23 protein-coding genes and 1 tRNA gene are annotated in these 22,243 nt (G+C 54.1%); 19 read left to right on the top strand and 5 right to left on the bottom strand.

What is annotated here, in order from left to right; all coding sequences use genetic code 11:
- Positions 1-57 precede the first annotated feature (57 nt).
- Positions 58-744: a Crp/Fnr family transcriptional regulator gene (locus ACRBCU_RS04455; RefSeq protein WP_431364162.1), complete on the top strand. Its 687-nt coding sequence runs from the start codon at positions 58-60 to the stop codon at positions 742-744.
- Positions 745-778: 34 nt separating this feature from the next.
- Here the strand turns inward: ACRBCU_RS04455 and ACRBCU_RS04450 are convergent, their stop codons facing one another.
- Positions 779-1,396, bottom strand: coding sequence for a LysE family translocator (locus ACRBCU_RS04450; RefSeq protein WP_431364161.1), 618 nt, complete (start codon positions 1,394-1,396; stop codon positions 779-781).
- Positions 1,397-1,567: 171 nt separating this feature from the next.
- On the opposite strand from ACRBCU_RS04450, the gene ACRBCU_RS04445 reads away from it, so the two are divergent.
- Positions 1,568-2,425 carry a bile acid:sodium symporter family protein gene (locus ACRBCU_RS04445; protein ID WP_431364160.1) on the top strand — a complete coding sequence of 286 codons (858 nt, stop codon included), beginning with the start codon at positions 1,568-1,570 and terminating at the stop codon, positions 2,423-2,425.
- Here ACRBCU_RS04445 and ACRBCU_RS04440 read toward each other — a convergent pair.
- Entirely contained in the window at positions 2,422-6,480 is a 4,059-nt protein-coding gene (locus ACRBCU_RS04440; RefSeq protein WP_431364159.1) for an AAA family ATPase, read from the bottom strand. The two genes, ACRBCU_RS04445 and ACRBCU_RS04440, sit on opposite strands and share 4 nt — an antisense overlap.
- A 298-nt stretch (positions 6,481-6,778) precedes the next feature.
- On the opposite strand from ACRBCU_RS04440, the gene ACRBCU_RS04435 reads away from it, so the two are divergent.
- The 16 genes from ACRBCU_RS04435 to ACRBCU_RS04360 all read left to right on the top strand — a co-directional run bounded on the left by ACRBCU_RS04435 (position 6,779) and on the right by ACRBCU_RS04360 (position 19,974).
- On the top strand, positions 6,779-8,008 hold the full coding sequence (locus tag ACRBCU_RS04435) for an ABC transporter substrate-binding protein (RefSeq protein ID WP_431364158.1): 1,230 nt from the start codon (positions 6,779-6,781) through the stop codon (positions 8,006-8,008).
- Between the two features lie 70 nt (positions 8,009-8,078).
- The gene (locus ACRBCU_RS04430; protein ID WP_431364212.1) at positions 8,079-8,990 is read left to right on the top strand and encodes a carbohydrate ABC transporter permease; all 912 of its coding nucleotides are present in this window, start codon (positions 8,079-8,081) and stop codon (positions 8,988-8,990) included.
- Entirely contained in the window at positions 8,983-9,873 is an 891-nt protein-coding gene (locus tag ACRBCU_RS04425) for a carbohydrate ABC transporter permease (RefSeq protein WP_431364157.1), read from the top strand. The genes ACRBCU_RS04430 and ACRBCU_RS04425 overlap by 8 nt, the downstream gene beginning before the upstream one ends.
- 7 nt (positions 9,874-9,880) lie before the next feature.
- Positions 9,881-10,960, top strand: a complete 1,080-nt coding sequence (locus ACRBCU_RS04420) for an ABC transporter ATP-binding protein (protein ID WP_431364156.1) — start codon at positions 9,881-9,883, stop codon at positions 10,958-10,960.
- Between the two features lie 342 nt (positions 10,961-11,302).
- A complete protein-coding gene (locus ACRBCU_RS04415; RefSeq protein ID WP_431364155.1) occupies positions 11,303-11,965 on the top strand; it encodes an urease accessory protein UreD in 663 nt (220 codons plus the stop codon).
- A 1-nt stretch (position 11,966) separates the two neighbouring features.
- On the top strand, positions 11,967-12,269 hold the full coding sequence (locus tag ACRBCU_RS04410; protein ID WP_431364154.1) for an urease subunit gamma: 303 nt from the start codon (positions 11,967-11,969) through the stop codon (positions 12,267-12,269).
- A 12-nt stretch (positions 12,270-12,281) separates the two neighbouring features.
- Positions 12,282-12,590, top strand: a complete 309-nt coding sequence (locus ACRBCU_RS04405; RefSeq protein ID WP_431364153.1) for an urease subunit beta — start codon at positions 12,282-12,284, stop codon at positions 12,588-12,590.
- 37 nt (positions 12,591-12,627) lie between these two features.
- The gene (ureC, locus tag ACRBCU_RS04400) at positions 12,628-14,376 is read left to right on the top strand and encodes an urease subunit alpha (RefSeq protein ID WP_431364152.1); all 1,749 of its coding nucleotides are present in this window, start codon (positions 12,628-12,630) and stop codon (positions 14,374-14,376) included.
- A 14-nt stretch (positions 14,377-14,390) separates the two neighbouring features.
- Complete coding sequence (locus tag ACRBCU_RS04395; protein ID WP_431364151.1) at positions 14,391-14,843, top strand: urease accessory protein UreE; 453 nt, start codon at positions 14,391-14,393, stop codon at positions 14,841-14,843.
- Positions 14,815-15,480, top strand: a complete 666-nt coding sequence (locus ACRBCU_RS04390) for an urease accessory protein UreF (RefSeq protein ID WP_431364150.1) — start codon at positions 14,815-14,817, stop codon at positions 15,478-15,480. The genes ACRBCU_RS04395 and ACRBCU_RS04390 overlap by 29 nt, the downstream gene beginning before the upstream one ends.
- Positions 15,477-16,109, top strand: coding sequence for an urease accessory protein UreG (gene ureG / locus ACRBCU_RS04385; RefSeq protein WP_431364149.1), 633 nt, complete (start codon positions 15,477-15,479; stop codon positions 16,107-16,109). Before ACRBCU_RS04390 ends, ureG begins: the two co-directional genes overlap by 4 nt.
- 201 nt (positions 16,110-16,310) lie before the next feature.
- The gene (gene zrgA / locus ACRBCU_RS04380) at positions 16,311-16,985 is read left to right on the top strand and encodes a zinc uptake protein ZrgA (protein ID WP_431364148.1); all 675 of its coding nucleotides are present in this window, start codon (positions 16,311-16,313) and stop codon (positions 16,983-16,985) included.
- A 14-nt stretch (positions 16,986-16,999) separates the two neighbouring features.
- Positions 17,000-17,701, top strand: coding sequence for an ABC transporter ATP-binding protein (locus ACRBCU_RS04375; protein WP_431364147.1), 702 nt, complete (start codon positions 17,000-17,002; stop codon positions 17,699-17,701).
- On the top strand, positions 17,698-18,948 hold the full coding sequence (locus tag ACRBCU_RS04370) for an ABC transporter permease (RefSeq protein ID WP_431364146.1): 1,251 nt from the start codon (positions 17,698-17,700) through the stop codon (positions 18,946-18,948). The genes ACRBCU_RS04375 and ACRBCU_RS04370 overlap by 4 nt, the downstream gene beginning before the upstream one ends.
- Positions 18,949-18,964: 16 nt before the next feature.
- Complete coding sequence (locus ACRBCU_RS04365; RefSeq protein ID WP_431364145.1) at positions 18,965-19,468, top strand: DUF3299 domain-containing protein; 504 nt, start codon at positions 18,965-18,967, stop codon at positions 19,466-19,468.
- Positions 19,462-19,974 (top strand): DUF3299 domain-containing protein, encoded by a 513-nt coding sequence (locus ACRBCU_RS04360; protein ID WP_431364144.1) that lies wholly within the window; start codon positions 19,462-19,464, stop codon positions 19,972-19,974. The genes ACRBCU_RS04365 and ACRBCU_RS04360 overlap by 7 nt, the downstream gene beginning before the upstream one ends.
- An 87-nt stretch (positions 19,975-20,061) precedes the next feature.
- Here the strand turns inward: ACRBCU_RS04360 and ACRBCU_RS04355 are convergent.
- The 3 genes from ACRBCU_RS04355 to ACRBCU_RS04345 all read right to left on the bottom strand — a co-directional run bounded on the left by ACRBCU_RS04355 (position 20,062) and on the right by ACRBCU_RS04345 (position 21,519).
- Positions 20,062-20,138: transfer RNA gene (locus ACRBCU_RS04355), tRNA-Arg, on the bottom strand.
- A gap of 53 nt (positions 20,139-20,191) precedes the next feature.
- On the bottom strand, positions 20,192-21,274 hold the full coding sequence (locus tag ACRBCU_RS04350; protein ID WP_431364143.1) for a CaiB/BaiF CoA transferase family protein: 1,083 nt from the start codon (positions 21,272-21,274) through the stop codon (positions 20,192-20,194).
- 5 nt (positions 21,275-21,279) lie between these two features.
- The gene (locus ACRBCU_RS04345; RefSeq protein WP_431364142.1) at positions 21,280-21,519 is read right to left on the bottom strand and encodes an Lrp/AsnC family transcriptional regulator; all 240 of its coding nucleotides are present in this window, start codon (positions 21,517-21,519) and stop codon (positions 21,280-21,282) included.
- Positions 21,520-21,655: 136 nt separating this feature from the next.
- Between ACRBCU_RS04345 and hisB the strand changes: the two genes are divergently transcribed.
- Positions 21,656-22,243: an imidazoleglycerol-phosphate dehydratase HisB gene (hisB, locus tag ACRBCU_RS04340; protein ID WP_431364141.1), complete on the top strand. Its 588-nt coding sequence runs from the start codon at positions 21,656-21,658 to the stop codon at positions 22,241-22,243.

Raw genomic sequence — 22,243 nt, 5'->3', positions numbered from 1 at the left:
ATGAGCGGAGGTTACGGTGCGACTTTTTTCTAACGAGTACCTGCTGCGGTGCAGAGCATGACCCCGTCAGGCGATCAGGCTGCTTTGCGGCTTTGCTATTTGTTTTCTTCCCTGCGCCCTTGCGATTTTGACACTCTGGTGACTGCAAGCAGCCGCATGCGCTACGGGCGCAGGACTGAGATTTTCGCCATGGGAGACGACGCCGACGGGCTTCGCATTATTTTAAGTGGCGGTGTTCGCATTTGGATATCCGATCAAGACGGGCAAGAATTGACCGTTGCCTTGCTGGAAAAAGGCGACAGTTTTGGCGAGATCGCGCTGTTTGACGAACTCCCACGCACAGCAAGCGCAACGGCGACTGAAAACACCGAGTGTTTGTATGTGCCCCGTTCGGTTGCAGATACATTGCTTAAACAAAACCCCGACTTTGCCAAACAGATCATCCAAATCCTCTGCGAAACCCTGCGGCGCAACACCAAAGAAATGAGCGCGGTGATGTTCCTGAACTTGGAAAAACGACTGGCGCAAAAACTATGTGATCTCGCGTTTACCCATGCACGGATTGAGGACAACAAAGCCTGTTTTAACCGCAAGTTTTCCCAAGCCGATCTGGCAAAAATGTTGGGGGTGTCCCGTGAGGCGATTAATAAACGCCTCACGAATTTCGCCCAACAAGGCTTGATCGAAGTAAAGGGAGGAAAGCTGAGCATCCTCGATGTCGCCCGTTTAAGTGACTTCAAATAGACCCTCACGTCGTTGACATTTATGCCCTGCTCGCTCACGCAACTGAATAGGCCAGAACCATGCCACCCACCGCAGCAAGCGAGCCGCCCGACACAATGTTCAGCGCTTTGCTCAAGCCCGCTTTTGACAACGCAAAGCTCGCTAGAATATAAGGGAAGAGCGCAGCAAACCCTGACAAAATCACAGCAGAGCTAAAGAACACAGCGATCCCAAGGCTCGCACCGTTTGTCTGTTCGGGCATAAAGGCAGGAAATAGCGTTAGAAAGAACACCAAGGTCAACGGGTTCGCAAAGCCAATGCAAATGCCCGACAGGACCAATTTGGCAGGGCTGGTCTTTGTCTTGGCGTTGGGCATCGCAGAAATAGTTGATGTGGATCTGATAATTTTAAGGCCAAGCAAGACCAAAATAAATCCGCTTAGAATCTGGACTGTTAGCAGAACGTCAGAGCTTATGTTTTTTGCGCCCAGCGCAAGCCCTAAGGCGATCAGGCACCACATAAAGTCAGCAATCAAAATGCCGCACAAAGCGATATAGCCACCTCGTGCGCCAATACGGGCGGTAGACGCTCCGACCAAAGCGACGTTCTGCCCCGGCGCGACTGCGCTGATGAAATTGGCAAAGGCGAAGGCGATCCAAATCTCTAAAGTCATCAATTTTCTCCCATAAACAATGAGAGCGTTGTCGCAGAAATCCAACGGCCAAGCTGTGAACGCGGTCACACCTTTGCAAACGAAAGAGTTGCCGCATAGAAAATTACCGCTTAGCGTTTCTTTTAGGAAACGGCCTGTAGGTGCTGGTTTTCTTATTTTTTAGGAGACTTTATGCTCGTTGATCTATTTTTGCCCGCTGTTTTGACTTTGATTATGTTCTCGCTGGGCCTAGGCCTAAGCATGGCTGATTTCAGCCGCGTTTTTCAGATGCCCAAAGCCTTTGGCCTTGGCGCATTTAACCAAGTCATCGTTCTGCCCATCGTTGGTTTTGGCGTTGCTGTGGGCTTTGGACTGCCTCCCGCGCTCGCGGTTGGAACCATGGTTCTTGCGCTCTGTCCGGGCGGTGTGTTGTCCAACGTTCTTGCGCGTTATGCACATGGCTCAGTGCCCTTGTCGGTGTCATTGACCGCAGTAATCAGCCTGCTGAGCATTATCACTGTCCCTCTCTTGGCCGCTCTGTCAGTGCGCTATTTCATGGGGGATGAAGCCCCGCCCGTAGATGTGACCGCATTGGGTGTTGCGATGTTCTTGCTAACGGTTGTGCCAGTGGCGCTTGGGATGGCTTTGACCCGTATCGCGCCAGTCCTTGTCGAAAGGCTTGCCCCTATTATGGGCACGGTCGCAATGGTTTTGTTTGCAGTGCTGATTGTCGCCGCGCTGGCTGCGAACTGGGGCAGCTTCACCGCAAACATCGGCACGCTCGGACCTGCATTGTTAACGATGAACGCAATCTTGCTCTTGGTGGGCGTACTGACATCGAAAATGGCCGGGCTTTCGGTACAAGACACAACAACCGTCGCAATTGAATCTGGCATTCAGAACGGAACCCTTGGCATAGCCGTCGGCAGCATGATCGCAGGCGTCGCAACAGGACTGCCCGAAATGGCGCTCCCTACGGCGATCTATTCGATCACCACCTGGGCCTTGTCCTTGCCCTTTGTTGCATGGCGCCGCTCGCTTGCGCGTTAAGCGTCGAATTGCCAGATCAAAGGACGCTCGATACCGATGTTGCTCAGCAAATTGCGCCAATCATCGGTATCAGCGCTGGCCAGCCCAGCGCCCTCTAGCCGAAACAAGGCATGCGCAGCGTTGTAGGCCATGCCGAGCTGGTTTGCGGCTTCCACCGAAGCACGCCAGCTCTTTTCAGCCGCTTGCGCATCTCCTTTGAACCAAGCCGCATCGCCCTGCGCCAAATGCGCCATCGGCGCGCCAGTGCGATATTGCTTTGCAACCTGCTTACCGCTTTTGAGCACTAATTTCTGCTGTTCAAGCAATTCTGCATCCCGATGCCCACGCGCCCATAGCGCCCAGATGATATCCGAATAATAATCTACATTCTGCACCATATAAACTTGCGGTCGCTTGATCCGTTTGAGCATTTCAATAACGGTATCAAGCTCTGCCCGAGCATCTTCGTCGCGATGTTCTTTCAGTGCGCAAAAGGCGCTGGCATAGTGAAAGACCAGATTGTTGTTGTCGTTGGAATCGCCTGTCTTCGTCGGGTCATTCAACATGCGTTCCAGCGCAGCGACATCCTCGCGCAGCTCATCAAAATCGCTCAGACACAAGAGATCACGCGCGCGTCCATTATGGGACCAAATGATGCCGTGATCGATGCCGCGCTCGCGAGACGCCTGCATCGTCAGATCGCTCCACCCTTTGGCCTCGGAGAAATACCCCTCTAAACGCTTCAAATTGCCAAGGCAGGACATCGCCGTTTCCCATGTCTTACGCTCGCCGCACGCTTCTGACACAACGCGCGATTGGTTCAACTGATCCGCGCCGCGCGCCCAGCCGCCCTTACCCGTTTCGTAAACACCCGACACCATATAGACCCACGACGCGGTCGCGGGATCGTCCAAACGATCAACAATTTCCAACGCTTGCGCCTGCAATTCATCCCCATCAAGCGCCCAAGGCAAAGAGGTCGAAATCAAAGCCATCCCGATGTAAAGCTTAGCAAGGACCTGACTGTCCCCTCCCGCTTTACGCGCAAGGTTTGCGCCCTTCAGGATTTCAGACAGGGCAAAGGGGATTTTATTCAACTCATAATGAATTTCCGAGAGCATCATATTCGCATCCGCCGCCGTAATAATCGGCTTGCGTTGGGTCTCGGGTTGCTCTGCGCGGTGGGGGCGCAACTTTAGCTTTGCAAATTCACGCAGCAATTGCCCAGCCGCTTGAAATCCCGTTTCCGGCGCGGGGCGTTCAAGGGTGGAAATGGCCGACTTAAGAAATTCTTCTGCCCGTTGATATTGCCCAAGCGCACGCAAGCTTTCAGCGATTTGGACGCGCCACTCGCTTAACTGCAATGGTTTCGCATCAACCTCGTCACTCGCATCGCTCAACGCGATTGCGCGGGTTAAGAAATCGACAATCTCAACATTACTGTAACTGCGCCGCGACACACGTGCGGCCTCTGAAAGATAGGGCACCGCTTTGCTTGGCATGTTCGCTGCTTCAAAGTGATAGGCCATCAACGCCAATTCGGTTTGCTCTGCCTCACCGCCATCAGCCATAGCCAGCGCTTCGATCCGATCACCAGCCGCGCGATGCAGCGAATGCTGCTGTTCGCTCGTCAGCATTTCATGGGCGCAATCTGCAATTATCGCGTGATGAAATCGGAAACGCCCCTCGCCTTGATCCTCTATCAACCCCGAAGCGACCAACTCAAAAATTCGCTCATTTAGCGTCGCTGCATCTTCGTTGAGCGGATAGACGTCTGACAATGCCGACAACTCGAAATACCGCCCAAGTACCGCTGCGGTTTTTATCGTGAGTTGTCCGTTTAAATCGAGGCTAGAGATCCGTTGTGAAATCACGCCTTGGACACCCTGTGGGAAGCTCAAACTCGACAATGGCGCGCCGCCGAGATGCAGATGGGCATACCCATCTTCCAGCCGGATCAAGCCGCGATCCAACAGACTTCCGCAGAGCGCCGTTGTATAAAGCGGATGGCCCGCAGCTTCTTTAATAACAAGCTCTGTGATCTGATCCGCAACCTCTGCCCCGCCCAGCGTTTGCCCAAGGATTGAATGCGTATCCTCGCGCGAAAGAGGGCCAAGTTTGAGATGCAGCGCCCTGTCATCTTCGGCAAAAAGCTTTTTGGCTTCTGTTGGGATTTGGTCCTCATCAATCGGTCTTGCAACGATCATCAAAGCAAGCCCGTCAATATCCCGTTTCGCCGCTTCGATGCAAAGCCAAGAGGCTGAATCGAGCCAATGGGCATCTTCTACGATCAAGACTGCGACCTCGCCTTGCTCCAAGTCTAATAGCTTTTCGAGTAAAGAAACGATCATGCCGCGTGTAAGCTCTGCGCGACCAGCCCCAATCAATGTTTCTGTGTGATCATTTTCCGCAATGTCGACGGGCAAGACAGGGCTAAGCAGCGGTAGCAGGTTTAGCGCTTTGGCCTCACCTTCGAACATTTGCGCTAACCGCTCAGAGCAATCGTGTTCATTCATGTCTTCAGGCCAGTCTAGCAGCGCATCAAAGACTTGTCGAAGCGGTAAGTAGCTCGATGTTTGGCGCAGTTGCTCTGCATTCATGCGCAAAGCTTGCATGCCCGCGTCGTGTAGGCGTTCTTCAAACCATGCCGCAAGGCGCGACTTGCCGATCCCCGCCTCTGCGATGATGCGAATGTCATTGGCTTGCCCTTTGCGCCAAAGCGGCAGCATCGCATTCATGTTCTGGCACTCAGTTGCGCGACCGACAAAATCGCCCGCGTGATCTACGCGTTTCACCTGTTCGCCAATCGGTACAAAAACCGCCGTCGGCGCTGAATGACCTTTCAGCGTGATGTCCGTCAGTTTTTTGGAGGTAATTTCGCTTGGCAAGCTCTGCTTGCTGGTTTGATCTAGCGTAACATCGGCGAAATCTTCGACTGCCATACTCGCAGCGCGGCTGAGAACGTCGCCCACGACACTATATTGAAGCAAGGGGCGCGCGCCGAGCAAGCCAGCAAAAATCTTCCCAGACGTCACAGCCGCATTTGCCTTTACGCCCACCAATTTAAGATCGCCTGTTAATGTCTGCGCTGCCAAAACTGCGCGCGCGGCGTCATTTTCATAGGCGCTTTTTGCCAGCCCCCAAGCGGCAAGGCACACCAGTCCTTTGTCATCCGTGCATATCTGCAAAAGCGTGCCACCCTGCCGGTGAACGGCCAAACACATCTTGTTTATAATGTCGGCGACATGTTCGAGATCGCTCTCGCCAGCAAAGGTAAACTCGGGCACGCGCACAAAAAGGACATGAGCGGTGCGAAATTCAGCCAACCAAGTTTCCGCTCCGAGCGCGATGCTGCTGCGCAAAAAGGGCTGTAGATAGGCATCGCTCGCGGCGAAACGTTCGCGTGTTTCAACATCAAGCAAATCAATTGATTGCAGCGCAGTTACCCGCACCGTGTCTTTGTTTTTCTGCGCTTCAACTTTTCCAGTCACATGGTTGTCTAGCGCTGCAAACAAGGCGGCGTTCATGGAAACTCCCTGCCCTGACGCATTCAACGCATCCTGCGCCAACCCTTCCAGCACCGCGCCACAGAACAAGATTTGCCGCGCTTCAGGCGTTCCGGGCGCATCCACACACCAAAGCGGCCCATGACGTAGGTTCGCTTTCATCTCAATGCTTTGGCCCTGCCACATGTCTGGCAGTTTCTTGCACCGTTCCTGAATATCAAGGCCGCAGGCAACCGCGCGTGCGCAAGCGCTGCCAAGCTCATTCGCATCACCGGGCCAAGTCGCGTTCACCGCATCCCCCGCATAATACAGCAAGCTCCCCCCATGCGCAGTGACAGAGGCAACCACCTCTTCGAACACGGCATTGATAAGCGCGCCCAAGCCCTCTGCGCCCCGCTCTGACTGGGTGACTCTTTCAGATGCCAAACGCGAAAAACCTGACATATCAACAAAAAGAACGAGCGCTTTGGATCCATAGCACTTTGCCTGCGAAGCGCCCACTTGCGCACCTTTAAGAAGCTGCAATGCGCGGTCAGGAATGAAATCCTGAGTTTGTAAATTCAAAGTCATAAAAGCATATTCCAATTCGGGTAATGCCTTACGATACCACAAATTTGGCGTGCTTGGAGAGATTTGACGCACTCCACCCAATTCAACGCGATCTTGGCCTGATCAAATGGAGAACTGGCGCCAAAAGCGACGGTGCACCAGCGAAACACTTAACTATTTGATTGAAGATCGATGGCCAACAAACAGTCTCAAACGGGTCTTCACACATTGCCAAGCAGGAGCAATCGCACATAACATAAATTCAAAGTGCTTTTAAATGCAGATCCCTGCAATGCCGCGCTGTTTCGTGGAGGAAAATATGCCTAAACCTTTCGGCTCGCTGTTAGTTAGCATTGCGCTCAGCGGTGCAAGTGCCGCATCCGCTGTTGAATTAGAGGTTACACACTGGTGGACATCTGGCGGCGAAGCAGCAGCAGTTTCCAAGCTTGCGCAGGCGTGGCGCGCAACAGGCAACACATGGCTTGATGGGGCCATTGCAGGATCGGGCAGTACAGCGCGTCCTATTATCGTCTCGCGTATCCTTGGCGGCGATCCAATGGCCGCGACCCAGCTAAATCATGGCCGCCAAGCGGAAGAGCTGATCGAAGCGGGCCTGTTTCTGGACCTGTCAGACGTTGCCGAAGCCGACGGATGGAAACAGTTTGTGAACCCGCCGTCTTTACTTGAAGCCTGTACGTTTGAAGGAAAAACCTACTGCGTTCCTGTGAATATTCACTCAGCGCAATGGATTTGGCTCTCGCACGCAGCTTACGAAAAAGCAGGCATAAACGTTCCCGCCAATTGGAATGAATTTGTTTCATCAGCCGACAAGCTGCGAAGCACAGGCACATTGCCATTGGCGATGGGGCAACAAGGCTGGCAGCAAAATATCGCATTCGGGGCAATTGCCCTCGCCGTGGCGGGTCTGGATGCATGGAAAGAGGTTAACATTCACAAAAACGCCCGTGTTGCGCGCGGCCCGGAATATCAAGCTGTGTTCGAAGCAGCAGCCGACGCGCGTGAACTTGCGCGCGGATCGAATATTCAAGACTGGAACCAAGCCACCAATCTGGTGATTTCCGGCGACGCTGGCGCGCAAATCATGGGCGATTGGGCTCAGGGCGAATTCGCTGTAGCGGAACAAACGGAAGGCAAAGATTACTCCTGTCTTCCCGGTTTGGGTCTGAACGCTGTTTTGGACACGGGCGGTGATGCGTTCTATTTTCCTGTGATTGATGATCCGGAAATTACCGCAGCGCAGAAAGAATTTGCGTCTTTGCTGATATCGCCAGACGTCCAAGTCGCATTCAACTTGGCTAAAGGTTCGCTTCCCGTGCGCGGTGACATTGATATGACCTTGGCAAACGGCTGTATGCAAAAGGGCCTCTCAATACTGGCAGACGGCGGCGTGTTACCATCCAGCGACATCTCTTTTTCTCAGGACACAACCGTTCAAATCGAAGATCTGATGGCGCGTTTTTGGTCAAGCGATATGTCAGCGGAAATGGCACAAGCGGCCTATGCCGAGCTGATTGAAAAAGCCGACTAAAAGCGGTCGGCTTAGCTTGGGATCTGAATTTGACAGAGACTTTTAATTTGGCAGGACCAGTACGATGAACATGATCTCGCCGCCCTCTACCTCAAATGAAACGCGCCCTATCCGCCCCTTCAAGAACCTGATCGCCAAAATCGCGCTGCTTCCGATGATCGCTGCAGCGCTTGTCGTTTTCGTTGGCGGAACCGTTTGGAGCATTATTTATTCCTTTACGGGTTCTCGATTGTTGCCAAAAGAAAACTGGGTTGGCTTAGATCAATACGAACGCCTTTGGGCGTCGGAACGTTGGATTATCTCAATCAAGAACCTTGGCATCTACGGTAGCTGCGCAATGCTTCTTACGCTCTTGCTTGGCTTTTTTCTGGCTGCATGTCTCGATCGGAAAATCCGCTTTGAGGGCGCTTTTCGAACCATCTTCCTCTACCCTTTTGCGCTCTCTTTCGTTGTAACGGGACTGGCTTGGCAATGGATATTGAACCCCGATTTCGGCGTGCCAAACACACTGCACAAGTGGGGGTGGGAGAGCTTTTCGTTCAATCCCTTAAACGATCCCAATACAGTTATTTACGGACTTCTTATTGCGGGGGTTTGGCAAGGCTCTGGTTTGATTATGTGCATCATGCTCGCAGGGCTACGGAGCGTTGATGACGAAATTTGGCATGCCGCGCGCCTCGACGGGATTGGAACGATCAAGACTTATGTTGCGATCATCATCCCAATGATACGCCCCGCGTTTGCGACCGCTCTTATTCTTATCGCGGCAGGCATTATCAAGCTCTACGACCTCGTAATCGCGCTCACCGATGGCGGGCCTGGTCTGGCTTCGGAAGTTCCTGCAAAATACGTAATCGATTATATGTTCAAGGCTCAGAACCTCGGCCAAGGTTTGGCAGCGTCAACCATGATGCTCTGCTCGGTTGCGATTGTTTTGATCCCTTGGGCCTATCTTGAATTCGCAGGTCGCAAGCGTGGCTAGAGCGAGTGAAATCAGTGGCCCGAGACCTGCGCGGGCGCTCTCGCGAAACAGCATCCTGTTGTACGGAACGCTTTTTGTACTTTCCATTTACTACCTGCTGCCGCTGTACGTGATGATCATGACGTCGCTAAAGGGCATGCCCGAAATTCGCATGGGCAACATTTTCAGCCCTCCCATGGAGATCACATTCGAGCCTTGGATAAAAGCCTGGTCAAAGGCCTGTACGGGGATCAATTGCGATGGCTTGTCCCGTGGCTTTGGCAATTCCATTCAAATTTTGCTGCCCGCGCTGCTGATGTCTATCGGGATCGCCTCGATCAATGGCTATGTGCTGACATACTGGCGATTCAAAGGGTCTGAGGTCTTTTTTACGCTACTCTTGATCGGTGCCTTTATCCCGTACCAAGCGATGATCTATCCAATTGTGATTTTGCTGCGCGAAGTAGGTCTGATGGGCGACAGAGCAGGCTTGACCCTCGTGCATACGATCTTTGGCATGCCCATACTAACGCTGCTTTTTCGAAACTATTTTGCCGCGTTGCCCGAAGAAATTTTCAAAGCGGCCCGTATTGATGGCGCGGGCTTTTGGCAGATCTATTTTCAGATCATACTCCCAACGGCGCTACCCATTTTTGTCGTTGCGATCATCCTTCAGGTCACTGGCATCTGGAACGATTTCTTGTTTGGTGTGGTCTATACCAAACCAGCAAGCTATCCGATGACCGTGCAATTAAACAACATCGTCAATTCCCACCAAGGCGTGAAAGAATACAACGTCAACATGGCTGCAACGCTGATAACAGCCTTGTTTCCGCTGCTCATTTACCTCGTTTCCGGAAAGTTCTTTGTTCGAAGCATCACCGCTGGCGCGGTCAAAGGATGAGCAACACATGCGCAATGCCGTAGAAATCAAAAACCTCAGTTTGAACTTCGGGAGCGAGCAGGTCTTAAGCAACCTTAGCCTAGAGGTGATTGAGGGCGAATTTCTGGTCCTTCTTGGCGCATCGGGATGCGGGAAATCTACGCTTTTGAACTGCATCTCAGGGCTTCTGGATGTCTCGGCGGGGCAAGTTTTTATCAAGGGCGAAAATGTAACATGGGCCGACCCATCCGAGCGCGGCATCGGAATGGTTTTTCAATCCTACGCTCTTTATCCGCAAATGACGGTGCGCAAAAATCTCTCATTTGGTCTAAAAAATGCGAAGGTGCCCAAGGCCGAAATCCAAGAACGCATCGCGCGTGTGGCTGACACCCTTCAGATTACTCCCCTTCTTGATCGCAAACCTGCGGCGCTCTCTGGCGGGCAGCGGCAGCGGGTTGCGATTGGCCGTGCGCTTGTGCGCGATGTAGATGTGTTTCTCTTTGATGAACCCCTCTCCAACCTTGATGCCAAGCTGCGCATGGAATTGCGCGTTGAAATAAAGCGCCTGCGCAAGAAGCTGCAAAATACCATGATCTACGTGACCCACGATCAGGTAGAGGCGATGGCTTTGGCTGATCGCATATCAATTATGAAAAACGGGGTTATCCAACAACTCGGCACGCCAGAGCATGTCTACGCATCGCCCTGCAACAAGTATGTCGCGGAGTTTGTCGGCTCTGTCGCGATGAACATGTTTGCAGGGCATCTTGAAGGCAGCACCTTCAAAGGCGACGGGTTTAACGTTGATGTGAAGGGATATGAATTTACGGGCGACGGCCCGAGTGAGGGAGCGGCTTGGCTGGGAGTTCGCCCTGAACATATTGCTATTCATCGTGGCGACGATGGTCTTTGCTTTAGTGAGCAAGCGGAAGTCGAACTGGTTGAACCAATGGGCGCTGACACTCTGGTTTGGGTAAAGTTCGCAGGCCACTCCATACGCCTTCGTACTGATGGGCTGACCAAGCTAAAGATCGGCGATAAGATCGAAATAGGATTTGATGCCGCGCGTCTTCATCTGTTCGAGATGCCCACAGAACGTCGCCTCTAAACTAATCGCAGCGGCGCAATTTGCACACTTTTTAACCTCTCAGCCGATTTTTGCACTAAATTAAGGCACTTCACCCAGATTCAGCCACAAAAACAGGCATTCTTATAGCTCCAACCCGCCAACACCGTCACACAAACAGCGACCGATCAAGGCGGAGTCGAACGGATCAATCAACTTAGCAACATAACGCCCGAAGCTGTCGCAGTGCCTCAACCGCGTGCGATTGGGGCGGTGCGTCTCAGTACCAAGTTGCGAAAAGGACGCACCGCGCTTGATAAGTTGCACCAATCCGGGTCTTCCAAATGCTTGTTTCCGCGCAACGCCACACAAAACTTTGAAGCCGTGCTTTTGAACACAGCCGGCGGCGTCACGGGCGGTGATCGCTTTTCCAACACTCTGGAAGCGGGCACAGAAACGACGCTCACGATTAGCACTCAAGCCTTCGAGCGCGCTTATCAAGCCCAACCAGGCCAATGGGGCAAGATCGACAATCATCTGACGATTCAAGCAAAGGCACGGATCAACTGGCTGCCACAAGAAACCATTCTATTTAACGGATCTGCCCTCGAGCGCCGCCTCAAGATCGACATGGAGGCAAGCGCGTCCCTTCTGATGGTAGAGCCGCTGGTGTTCGGGCGCGCAGCGATGGGCGAAGTTCTCACAAAGGCCAATCTTAAAGACAGAATAGAAATTCGCCGTGCGGGCGACCCGATCTATTTTGACGCTCTCCATCTTAACGGCGATGTACAGTCGCATCTGGAAAACACCTTTGTCACGAACGGCGCATGCGCAATGGCCTCGCTGGTCTATATCGCTCAAGACGCTGAGAACCATCTGAATGCGATCCGCCAAATGCTGCCAGATACCGCAGGGGCCAGCATGATCCGCGACGATGCTCTGGTCCTGCGCTTGCTCGCCCAAGACAGTTTCGAGCTGCGCAAAACCCTTATTCCCATTCTCAACCGCTTAAACGGCGGTGACCTCCCCAGATGCTGGATGATTTGATATGAACCTGACCCCCAGAGAAAAAGACAAACTACTCATCGCAATGGCGGCAGAGGTTGCTCGCAAGCGCCTTGCGCGCGGCGTTAAACTCAACCACCCCGAAGCCATCGCCCTGATCACCGATACGGTTGTGGAAGGTGCGCGCGACGGGCGCACGGTCGCCGAAATGATGCAAGCAGGTGCGGAGGTGATCACGGCCGATCAATGCATGAGCGGTATCCCCGAGATGATCCACGACGTTCAGGTTGAGGCGACATTTCCCGATGGCACCAAACTTGTCACCGTCCACCACCCTATTCGTTAAAGGAGGCCAGTTATGATCCCAGGCGAACTTTTCCCCGCAGACGGAACACTGACGTTGAATGAAGGTCAGCAAGTCACGGTTCTCATGGTTGCCAATACGGGCGATCGCCCCGTGCAAGTGGGCAGTCATTATCACTTTGCCGAAACCAATCCTGCGCTGGATTTTGACCGCGTCGCGGCGCGTGGCACACGGCTTGATATCGCGCCGGGAACTGCCGTTCGGTTCGAACCGGGACAAAGGCGCGAAGTCGCGCTGATCCCGCTTTCAGGAGCACGCAAAGTGTTTGGCTTTAATCAAAACATTATGGGCACGCTCGACTGAATTTCCAGCGCCCCTTTTTCCTTTCTCGGAGACCACAATGCCCGCAAAAATAGCCCGCGCCGATTATGCAGCAATGTTCGGCCCCACCATCGGTGACAAGCTTCGCTTGGCCGATACGGATTTGATTATCGAAGTAGAGCGCGATCTGACGGCCGAGCGCGCAGCACAAGGCAGCGGCGCGAACGCCCTGCGCTATGGCGAAGAGGTCAAGTTTGGCGGTGGCAAAGTCATTCGCGATGGAATGGGGCAAAGCCAGATCACCCGCGCGCAAGGCGCGGCTGATACGGTTATCACCAACGCGCTTATCGTGGATCATTCGGGTATCTACAAAGCAGATGTCGGCTTGAAAGACGGGCGCATTGCCAAAATCGGCAAAGCAGGCAACCCTGACACGCAGCCCGGCGTTGATATTATCGTTGGCCCCGGCACCGAAGTCATTGCCGGTGAGGGCCGTATTCTGACCGCAGGCGGCTTTGACAGTCACATCCATTTCATCTGCCCGCAGCAAATTGAAGACGCGCTTCATTCTGGCTTGACCACAATGCTAGGCGGCGGCACTGGCCCTGCGCATGGCACGCTTGCGACGACCTGCACCCCCGGTCCTTGGCACCTCGGGCGTATGTTGCAAGCTGCGGATGCCTTGCCGATGAACCTTGCTTTTGCGGGCAAGGGCAATGCGTCGCTCCCTGATGCTTTGGAAGAGCAAATCCTTGGCGGCGCTTGCGCGCTCAAGCTGCATGAGGATTGGGGCACCACGCCCGCTGCAATTGATTGCTGCCTCTCGGTCGCGGATGATTTGGACGTTCAGGTAATGATCCACACGGACACCTTGAACGAAAGCGGATTTGTCGAAAACACCGTCGCCGCGATGAAAGGCCGTACAATTCACGCCTTTCATACCGAGGGCGCGGGCGGCGGCCATGCCCCTGACATCATTCGCATTTGCGGCGAAGAGCATGTTCTTCCCTCCTCCACCAACCCGACGCGCCCCTTTACGGTAAACACGCTCGAAGAACATCTCGACATGCTGATGGTTTGTCACCACCTCGACAAATCCATCCCCGAAGATGTGGCTTTTGCCGAAAGCCGTATTCGCCGTGAAACCATTGCAGCCGAAGACATCCTGCACGACATGGGCGCTTTTTCGATCATCGCATCTGATAGCCAAGCGATGGGCCGCGTGGGAGAGGTGCTTATTCGCACATGGCAGACCGCAGACAAAATGAAGAAACAACGCGGGCGTCTGTCTGAAGAAACCGGTGAAAACGACAATTTCCGTGTGCGGCGCTATATAGCGAAATACACGATCAACCCAGCGATTGCGCATGGGATCAGCCACGAGATCGGCTCGATAAGCGAAGGCAAACGCGCCGATCTCGTGCTGTGGGATCCTGCCTTCTTTGGCGTGAAACCCGAAATGGTTCTGATGGGCGGCACGATTGTCATGGCGCAGATGGGCGATCCGAACGCCTCTATCCCAACGCCTCAGCCGGTCTATTCGCGCCCTATGTTTGGCGCTTTGGGCCGCTCGCTTGAAAATTCCGCAGTGACCTTTGTTAGCGCTGCTGCGCAAGATGCGGGCATTGGCGCATCGCTTGGCTTGGCTAAACAAACCGTCGCGGTGAGCAATACACGCAACATCGGCAAGTCTGATTTACTGCTCAATGCGGCGACGCCCGAAATCGAAGTGAACCCCGAAACCTACGAAGTGCGCGCAGATGGCGAATTGCTCACCTGTGAACCCGCGCAAGAGCTGCCAATGGCGCAGCGCTACTTCATGTTCTGATCGAGGCAGCCGTTATGTCCCAACCCCAACTCATCGCGCGCAGATATCATGACCATTGCCACGGCCTTGAATTTGCCAGCGCTTCGCTTGATTACGATGCCCGCTTTCTGCGCCGCAAAGTGATCGCCACCGACGATGGCCAATCCGTTTTGGTCGATCTTAGCCAAACGACCTCCCTCAACGATGGCAGTGCTTTGATCTTAGAGGATGGCCGCGAAATACGCATCCAAGCCGCGCCAGAGCAGCTTTTGGAAGTGACGGGCGATGAATTGATGCGCATCATCTGGCACATCGGAAATCGCCATACCCCCTGCCAGATCGAAGCCAATCGCGTCTTGATCCAGCATGATCCTGTTATTCAGGACATGCTTGGAAAACTTGGCGCAAGCGTGCGAGAGGTCACAGAACCCTTCACCCCAGAGGGCGGCGCATATGGTCATGGGCGCACGCACAGCCATGCCCACTGACAGCGAAATCCTTACTCTCGCGCAATGGTTCTCGCCCGGGTTTCCTATCGGCTCATTCGCCTATTCGCATGGGTTGGAGTGGGCCATCGAATGCGGCGACGTGAGCGATGCCACATCTGCGCGGGCGTGGATCTTAACCGCGCTTGAACACGGTAGCGGGCGCAATGATTGCATTTTCCTAAGCGCGGCATTCAACGCTGAAAAACCCGAAAACATCCTCGAAATAGATGCCACGTGCCGCGCTTTCGCGGCATCGCGTGAGCGTATGAAAGAAAGCGATCTACAAGGAGCCGCCTTTTGCAAAGTTGTCTCGGCTATTTGGAAGAGCGAAATTGAAGGGCTGTGCTACCCCATCGCCGTCGGACGCGGCGCGCGTCTGCAAGGTTTGCCGCTGGAGCTTACCGCGCAAATGTATCTGCACAGCATGCTTTCCAACCTTGTTGCCGTTGCGATGCGCATAGTTCCGCTTGGCCAAACTGAGGGTCAAAGTATTATTCACGATCTCACGCCAAAGATGGCGCTAATTGCCAAATCTGCTTGCACAGCCAGCCTCGACGACGTCGCCTCAAGCGCATTCCTATCAGACATCGCCGCAATGAAACACGAAACGCAATACTCAAGGATTTTCCGCACATGACCCAGATGAATGGCCCTCTTCGTGTTGGCATCGGCGGCCCTGTCGGCGCTGGCAAAACCACATTGACCGCTGCTCTGTGCAAGGCGCTTAGCAAAACCCATTCGATTGGCGCGATAACCAATGACATCTACACCCAAGAGGACGCGGAAGCCCTGATGCGCCTGCAAGTTCTGCCACAAGATCGCATCATTGGCGTTGAAACGGGTGGCTGCCCGCATACGGCCATTCGCGAGGATGCTTCGATCAATCTGGCAGCGGTCGCCGAAATGGTCGCGCGTCACCCTGATCTGGAAATCGTGCTTATCGAAAGCGGCGGCGACAATCTTTCTGCTACGTTTAGCCCCGAATTGGCTGACGTCACAATCTACGTGATCGACGTCGCAGCTGGTGAAGAAATCCCGCGTAAAGGCGGGCCGGCGATCACCAAATCGGACATACTTGTGATCAACAAAACCGACCTTGCACCGCATGTTGGTGCCTCTCTTGATGTCATGGATCGCGACGCAACAAAAATGCGCGCGGGGCGTCCCTATGAATTCTGCTCACTTCGTCATGGCGCGGGCGTGGACAAAGTCGTCGCTTTGCTAGGGCAAATCGGGGGTATTTCTGGATTACCAAGCGCAGCCTAAGGCGCGCGGGATGGCCCAAGGCAAGCTCTTGCCGATGATCTATGCTTGCAGAAGTTTCGCGTTGTGACTTGCGCGCTCGTAAAATAACACTTTTGACGGGGCTTAGCAGTAGGCACTCAAGCGTCAAACGATCTTGTCGCCAGCCTACTCAGCCTTGATTGTAACGCTTAAACCCGCGCCCAAGCACTTAGGAAACCTCGCATGAAACTTCTTTCTGTTCTCGCCCTATCTTCGCTCGCTGCGGCCCCTCTTTTCGCAGAAGGCAAACGTTCGCTTGATGCACACGAGCACGGTGTGGGCCAGCTCGATATCGCGTTTGACGGCCAACAAATTGCGATGGAGTTTCATGCACCGGGCGCTGATCTGGTCGGGTTTGAATATGCCGCCACAAGCAGCGAAGATCGCAAAGCGGTAGATATGGCTGTCGCAACACTTGCGCGTCCTTTGGATTTATTTGTTTTGCCCCAATCCGCGGGATGTAGCGTCACGCAGGCCTCAGCCGAGTTGGAGAGCGAAGCTGCACACAGCACGCATGATGAGCACGATAATCATGCCGAACATGATGAGCACGATAATCATGCCGAACATGATGAGCATGATGAGCACGCCCATGAACACCATAGCGAACATAGCGAACACGCGCACGATAAGCACGAAGCAGACGATCACGCAGCCAGCGCGGGGCACACGGAATTTCATGCAGAATACATGCTGAATTGCGCCGATACCTCTGCTGTCGCCAATATCTCTTTTGCTTATTTCGACACTTTTCCTAACGCGCGAGAAGTTGAGGTTCAGATCATTTCAGAGTCCGGCGCGCAGTCATTTACTGTCGAGCGCACTTCACCAGTGCTTGACCTGCGCAATTTGTTCTAGCCACACTCAGGCGCATGTCCGACCTCGACCCCATTCTTAATCTTGAGAGCACGCGTTACCGATGGCCGGGGCGAGCTGGCTTTGAGCTATCAATCCCCACGCTAAGCCTTGCTCCGTCTGAAACGGTGCTGTTGCTGGGCGAAAGCGGATCGGGAAAATCGACGCTGCTTTCGCTTATTTGCGGCACGATCCTAGCGGACGAAGGACGCGTGTCGGTCGCAGGTTGCGATATTGCCCGGCTCTCTGCGGGCAAGCGCGATGGGTTTCGCGCCGAGCAAATCGGATTGATCTTTCAGCAATTTAATCTGCTTCCTTTTGCCAGCGTTGAAGATAACATTCTATTGCCGCTGCAATTCGCTCCTAAGCGACGTAGCCGCGTTTTAGACACGAAAGCCGAAGCGAAGCGCTTGTGCCAAGATCTGGAACTGCCAAGCGATATTATGACAATGCGCGCAGGTACCCTTAGCGTGGGCCAGCAGCAACGAGTTGCAGCCGCGCGCGCATTGATTGGTGCCCCTCCCCTCATCATCGCGGACGAGCCGACTTCTGCGCTTGATGCCGAGACACAAGCGCGCTTTCTCGATCTGCTGTTCGCCCAATCGCGCGCGCATGGCACAACGCTGTTGATGGTGAGCCATGATGCCCGTCTGTCGCGACAGTTTGATCGCGTGCTGCAAATGCACGATATCGCCAAAACGCATCGGCCAATGACATGATCGCGCGCCTCGCTCTTGGCTCGCTCTTGGCGCGCGCGCTTACAGTTTCGATGACTGTGCTTGCCATAGCGTTGTCTGTCGCGCTGTTTCTTGGCGTCGAAAAGGTACGCACCGGGGCAAAGGCCAGCTTTGCGGACACGATCTCAGGCACGGACCTTATCGTTGGCGCGCGCTCAGGCTCGGTTCAACTGCTTTTGTATTCTGTTTTTCGCATCGGGAATGCGACCAACAATCTGACAATGGACAGCTATCTCGACCTCAAGGCCCGCCCCGAGGTCGATTGGATCGTGCCAATTTCACTGGGTGACAGCCACCGCCAATTTCGCGTGATGGGAACAACTACGGAGTTCTTTGAGCGCTACAAGTACCGCTCTGGCCAGTCTTTAACGCTTCGAGATGGCGCGCTGATGGATGATCTCTTTGACACAGTGATCGGCGCGGATGTCGCCAAAACGCTGGGATATAGCGTCGGTGATCCAATCGTCGTCGCGCATGGGCTTGCTTCGTTTTCGCAGCACAAAGATCAACCCTTTCGGATTTCAGGGATTTTGAAGAAAACGGGAACACCCGTAGATCGCACCGTCATCGTCAGCCTCAAAGCGATTGAAGCGATCCACGTCGATTGGCAAAGCGGCGCGCAAATTCAAGGGCAGTCCACGCCGGCAGATGTACTCCGCAAAATGGACTTGCAGCCAAAAGCGGTAACAGCGGCCCTCGTGGGTGTCAAAAGCCGCCTTCACGTTTTCAAACTTCAGCGCGCTATCAACGACTACCCGCAAGAACCCTTGATGGCGATCTTGCCTGGGGTTGCATTGCAAGAGCTTTGGCAAATCGTAGGCATCGCCGAAACCGCATTAATTGCGGTGTCGGCGATGGTGGTTGTCACTGCCTTGATCGGTATGATGGCGACGATCTTTTCCAGCCTGAACGAGCGGCGCCGCGAAATGGCAATTTTCCGCGCGATGGGCGCACGGCCGCGCGTGATCTTAGGAATGCTGGTCCTAGAAGCCGCAGTCATGTCTGCATGTGGCGCAATTCTCGGCCTCGCCCTGCTCTATCTTGGGCTATTCATTGCACAACCTCTTATCGACACAGCCTTTGGTCTGTGGATTCCAATAGAAGCGCCTACGCTACGCGAAGCTTTGGTTTTACAGGGCGTCATCGTCGCTGGCGCAATTGTGAGTATGATCCCCGCTCTCAGAGCCTACCGCATGTCGCTGGCTGATGGTATGATGGTGCGGATCTAGGATTAAAGGCCAACCCATGTTTCTGTCCCGTCGCCAGCTTCTCGCCGCTGCCTTTGCGAGCGCCGCGCTCCCCCAAAACGCCTTTGCCAAAACGGCGAAGATCATCACGTGGGATGACTTGATCCCACCTGGCGTTCCTTATTCCGAGATCATCGCGGAAGGTGAAATAGACGAAGTTAACGATCGGTGGAAACCTGTCTTTGACGAGAATGCAAACAAGCTTAACCCGCGCCTTGATGGCGCCTATATCAAGATGCCCGGCTTTATCGTGCCGCTGGATCAATCGACCAAGGGGATCACCACTTTCATTCTCGTTCCATACGCAGGCGCATGTATCCATACACCGCCCCCACCGCCAAATCAGTTGGTGTTTGTCACAACGAAAACACCTTGGATGAGCGATGATCTCTGGGAGCCTGTGTGGGTCACTGGTTTGCTGCGCCATCAAGCGCAATCAACCGAAGTTGCCGATACAGGCTACGCGCTCGTTTCAGACCAAATCGAGATTTATGAATGGTGACGCGGTCTTTGGACAGGCGCGCGGTGCTGACGGGTCTCGCCGCCGCTACAGCGCTTTTGCCACAAAATGTGTTGGCAAAAGAGATCATTGATCTCAACTGGACAGACCTAATCCCCGAAGGCCAACCCGTTATTCCGCCTGCTCTTCGAAACCTGTTGCAACACGACGAAAGCGCGCCTGCCAGTCAGCAACCTCAGTCGATGGGCGTGAGGACTGATTGGAACAATCGAACGGTGCGGTTGCCCGGGTTCATTATACCGCTGGATTACTCGGGCAAAGGGATCACCGCCTTTATCCTCGCGCCTTTTGTCGGGGCCTGTATTCACGTCCCACCGCCGCCCGCGAACCAATTGGTGTTTGTGACAAGTGAAACGCCTTATTCGGGCAAAGGCATGTTTGAGGCAGTCAAAGTCGTTGGTGAATTGAGCGTTTCGAGCATTTCAACCCATCTGGCTGATGTAGGGTACGCATTGACCGCAGATCGGATCGAGCCGTACGAAGTCTAGCTATTAGCCCCACCTAAGGGCGCCGCGAGCATAGCCATCAAACATCATGCGCAATCGACGGGGCAACCTTTTCGAAGTTTGGATAAATGGCGATCCCTCGAGGACTCGAACCCCGAACCCTCTGCTTAGAAGGCAGATGCTCTATCCAGTTGAGCTAAGGGACCGCTAAAGCGATCTATCGCGCAAAGTGGGGGCGACGTGCAAGAGCGAATTCGCGCTAATCTTTTGCCAGTTCGGCCAATATTTCAGCGCGGTTAGCATCGCGCAAAGGTGCTGGGTTGATCTTTGGCACAACGCCATCAAATCGAGGCGCGGGCGCGGCTTGCAAATGCCCGTGCGCTTCACTCCACGTCGCGCGCGCGCGCATGTGTGGCTCCTGCGCCGCTTCCCACGGCGTTAAGACCGCGGCAACGCAGGCTTCCGAGCCATCAAAATGACTTGCCCATGCATTGCGAGACTTGCTTGCAAAAAGAGCTGTCAACGTTGCGGTTTGCGTTGGCCATTGACGGGCGTCGTGTTGCGCTGACATTGACGGATCATCTTGCAGATCCAATGCCTGTAGCAAAGCCGCATAAAACTGGGGCTCCAACGCCTGAACAGAAATGTATCCGCCGCAAGCGCATAGATAGCTGCGCGACCAATGGGGCCCATCGAGCAAGCTTTTTCCACGCTCATGAGAAAGCCCACCGCCTTGCCCGAGCGCCATCAAAAGCGACATCATATGGGCGGAGCCATCAACGATTGCAGCATCGACGACACAGCCCTGCCCCGTGCGCCCCGCTTTGATAAGACCAGCCAACATGCCCGCTACAAGATAAAGCGCACCACCGCCGATATCACCGACCAAAGTGGCCGGCGTTACTGGCGCATCCTTGGGCAGCCCAGCATAATGCAGCGCGCCAGAAGTAGCGATGTAATTGAGATCATGACCCGCTTGCTGCGCGCGCGGGCCGGTTTGCCCCCATCCGGTCATACGGCCAAAGACCAATCTGGGATGATCTTCGTGCAACGCTTCCGGGCCAAGACCCAAACGCTCCATCACGCCAGGTCGAAACCCTTCAATCACCCCATCAGCGCGCGTTATAAGCGCGCGCGCTATGCGTAGATCATCCTTGTCTTTCAAATCCAAAGCAATGGATCGTTTGCCACGATCCAAAAGACTTGAAGGCGCAGTTATCGCACCGGTCTTTCCTTTGCGGTGGATCACCGTGACTTCAGCGCCAAGATCGGCGAGCATCATTCCAGCGAACGGCGCAGGTCCAAGCCCTTCGATTTCGACGATTTTGACCCCAGAAAGCACTGTTTTTAAAACGCTTTAAAGGTCATCGTCGTCAGCGAGCGCTCGATGCCTTCAATCGGCAGCAGATGTTGGTTGATGTACTTTCCGATATCTTCGCCTTCGGGAATATACATTTTAACAATCAGGTCATACTCACCCGAGGTCGAGTAAATTTCCGAGTGAATTTCTTCGAGCGCAATTTTCTCCGCGACTTCATATGTCGTGCCGGGCTTGCATCTGATCTGCACGAAAACACAGGTTGCCATTGGATTGTTCCTTATCTGGGTTCGTCTCAAAGCTGGCATAGAGGTCACGCCAGTGCAATCGCGAAACGCAAGTGCTTGGCGCGGCGCGCGGCGGTGCTATAAGGGCGACAACTTAAGACACCCAAGGATATTTTCCATGCGAACGGCCACAGTGACACGCGCGACCGCAGAAACGGATATTTCGGTCGAGATCAATCTCGATGGAACTGGCGTTTATGATAACAAAACTGGCGTTGGGTTCTTTGATCACATGCTGGATCAGCTCGCGCGCCATTCGCTGATCGACATGACGATCCGTGCAACAGGCGATCTGCATATCGACGATCACCACACGGTTGAAGATACTGGGATCGCTTTGGGTCAAGCCTTGGCCGAGGCGCTCGGAGACAAACGCGGTATTCGTCGTTACGGCGAATGCCACCTACCTATGGACGATGCTCAGGTACGATGCGCGCTGGATTTGTCGGCGCGCCCTTTCCTTGTGTGGAACGTTGACTTGCCGACACAAAAGATCGGCGCGTTTGATTGCGAACTTGTGCGTGAATTTTTCCAAGCCTTCGCGACCCATGGCGGCATCACCCTGCACGTAGATCAACTGCATGGTTTCAACAGCCACCACATTGCAGAAGCTGCTTTCAAAGCCGTTGCGCGCGCTTTGCGCATTGCCGTTGAAACAGACCCGCGCAAATCCGACGCGGTTCCTTCGACCAAGGGAACGCTGTAA

It is taken from the genome of Planktotalea sp. (assembly GCF_050633725.1).
GTDB lineage: Bacteria > Pseudomonadota > Alphaproteobacteria > Rhodobacterales > Rhodobacteraceae > Planktotalea.
This window is presented reverse-complemented; position numbering and strand designations above follow the sequence as displayed.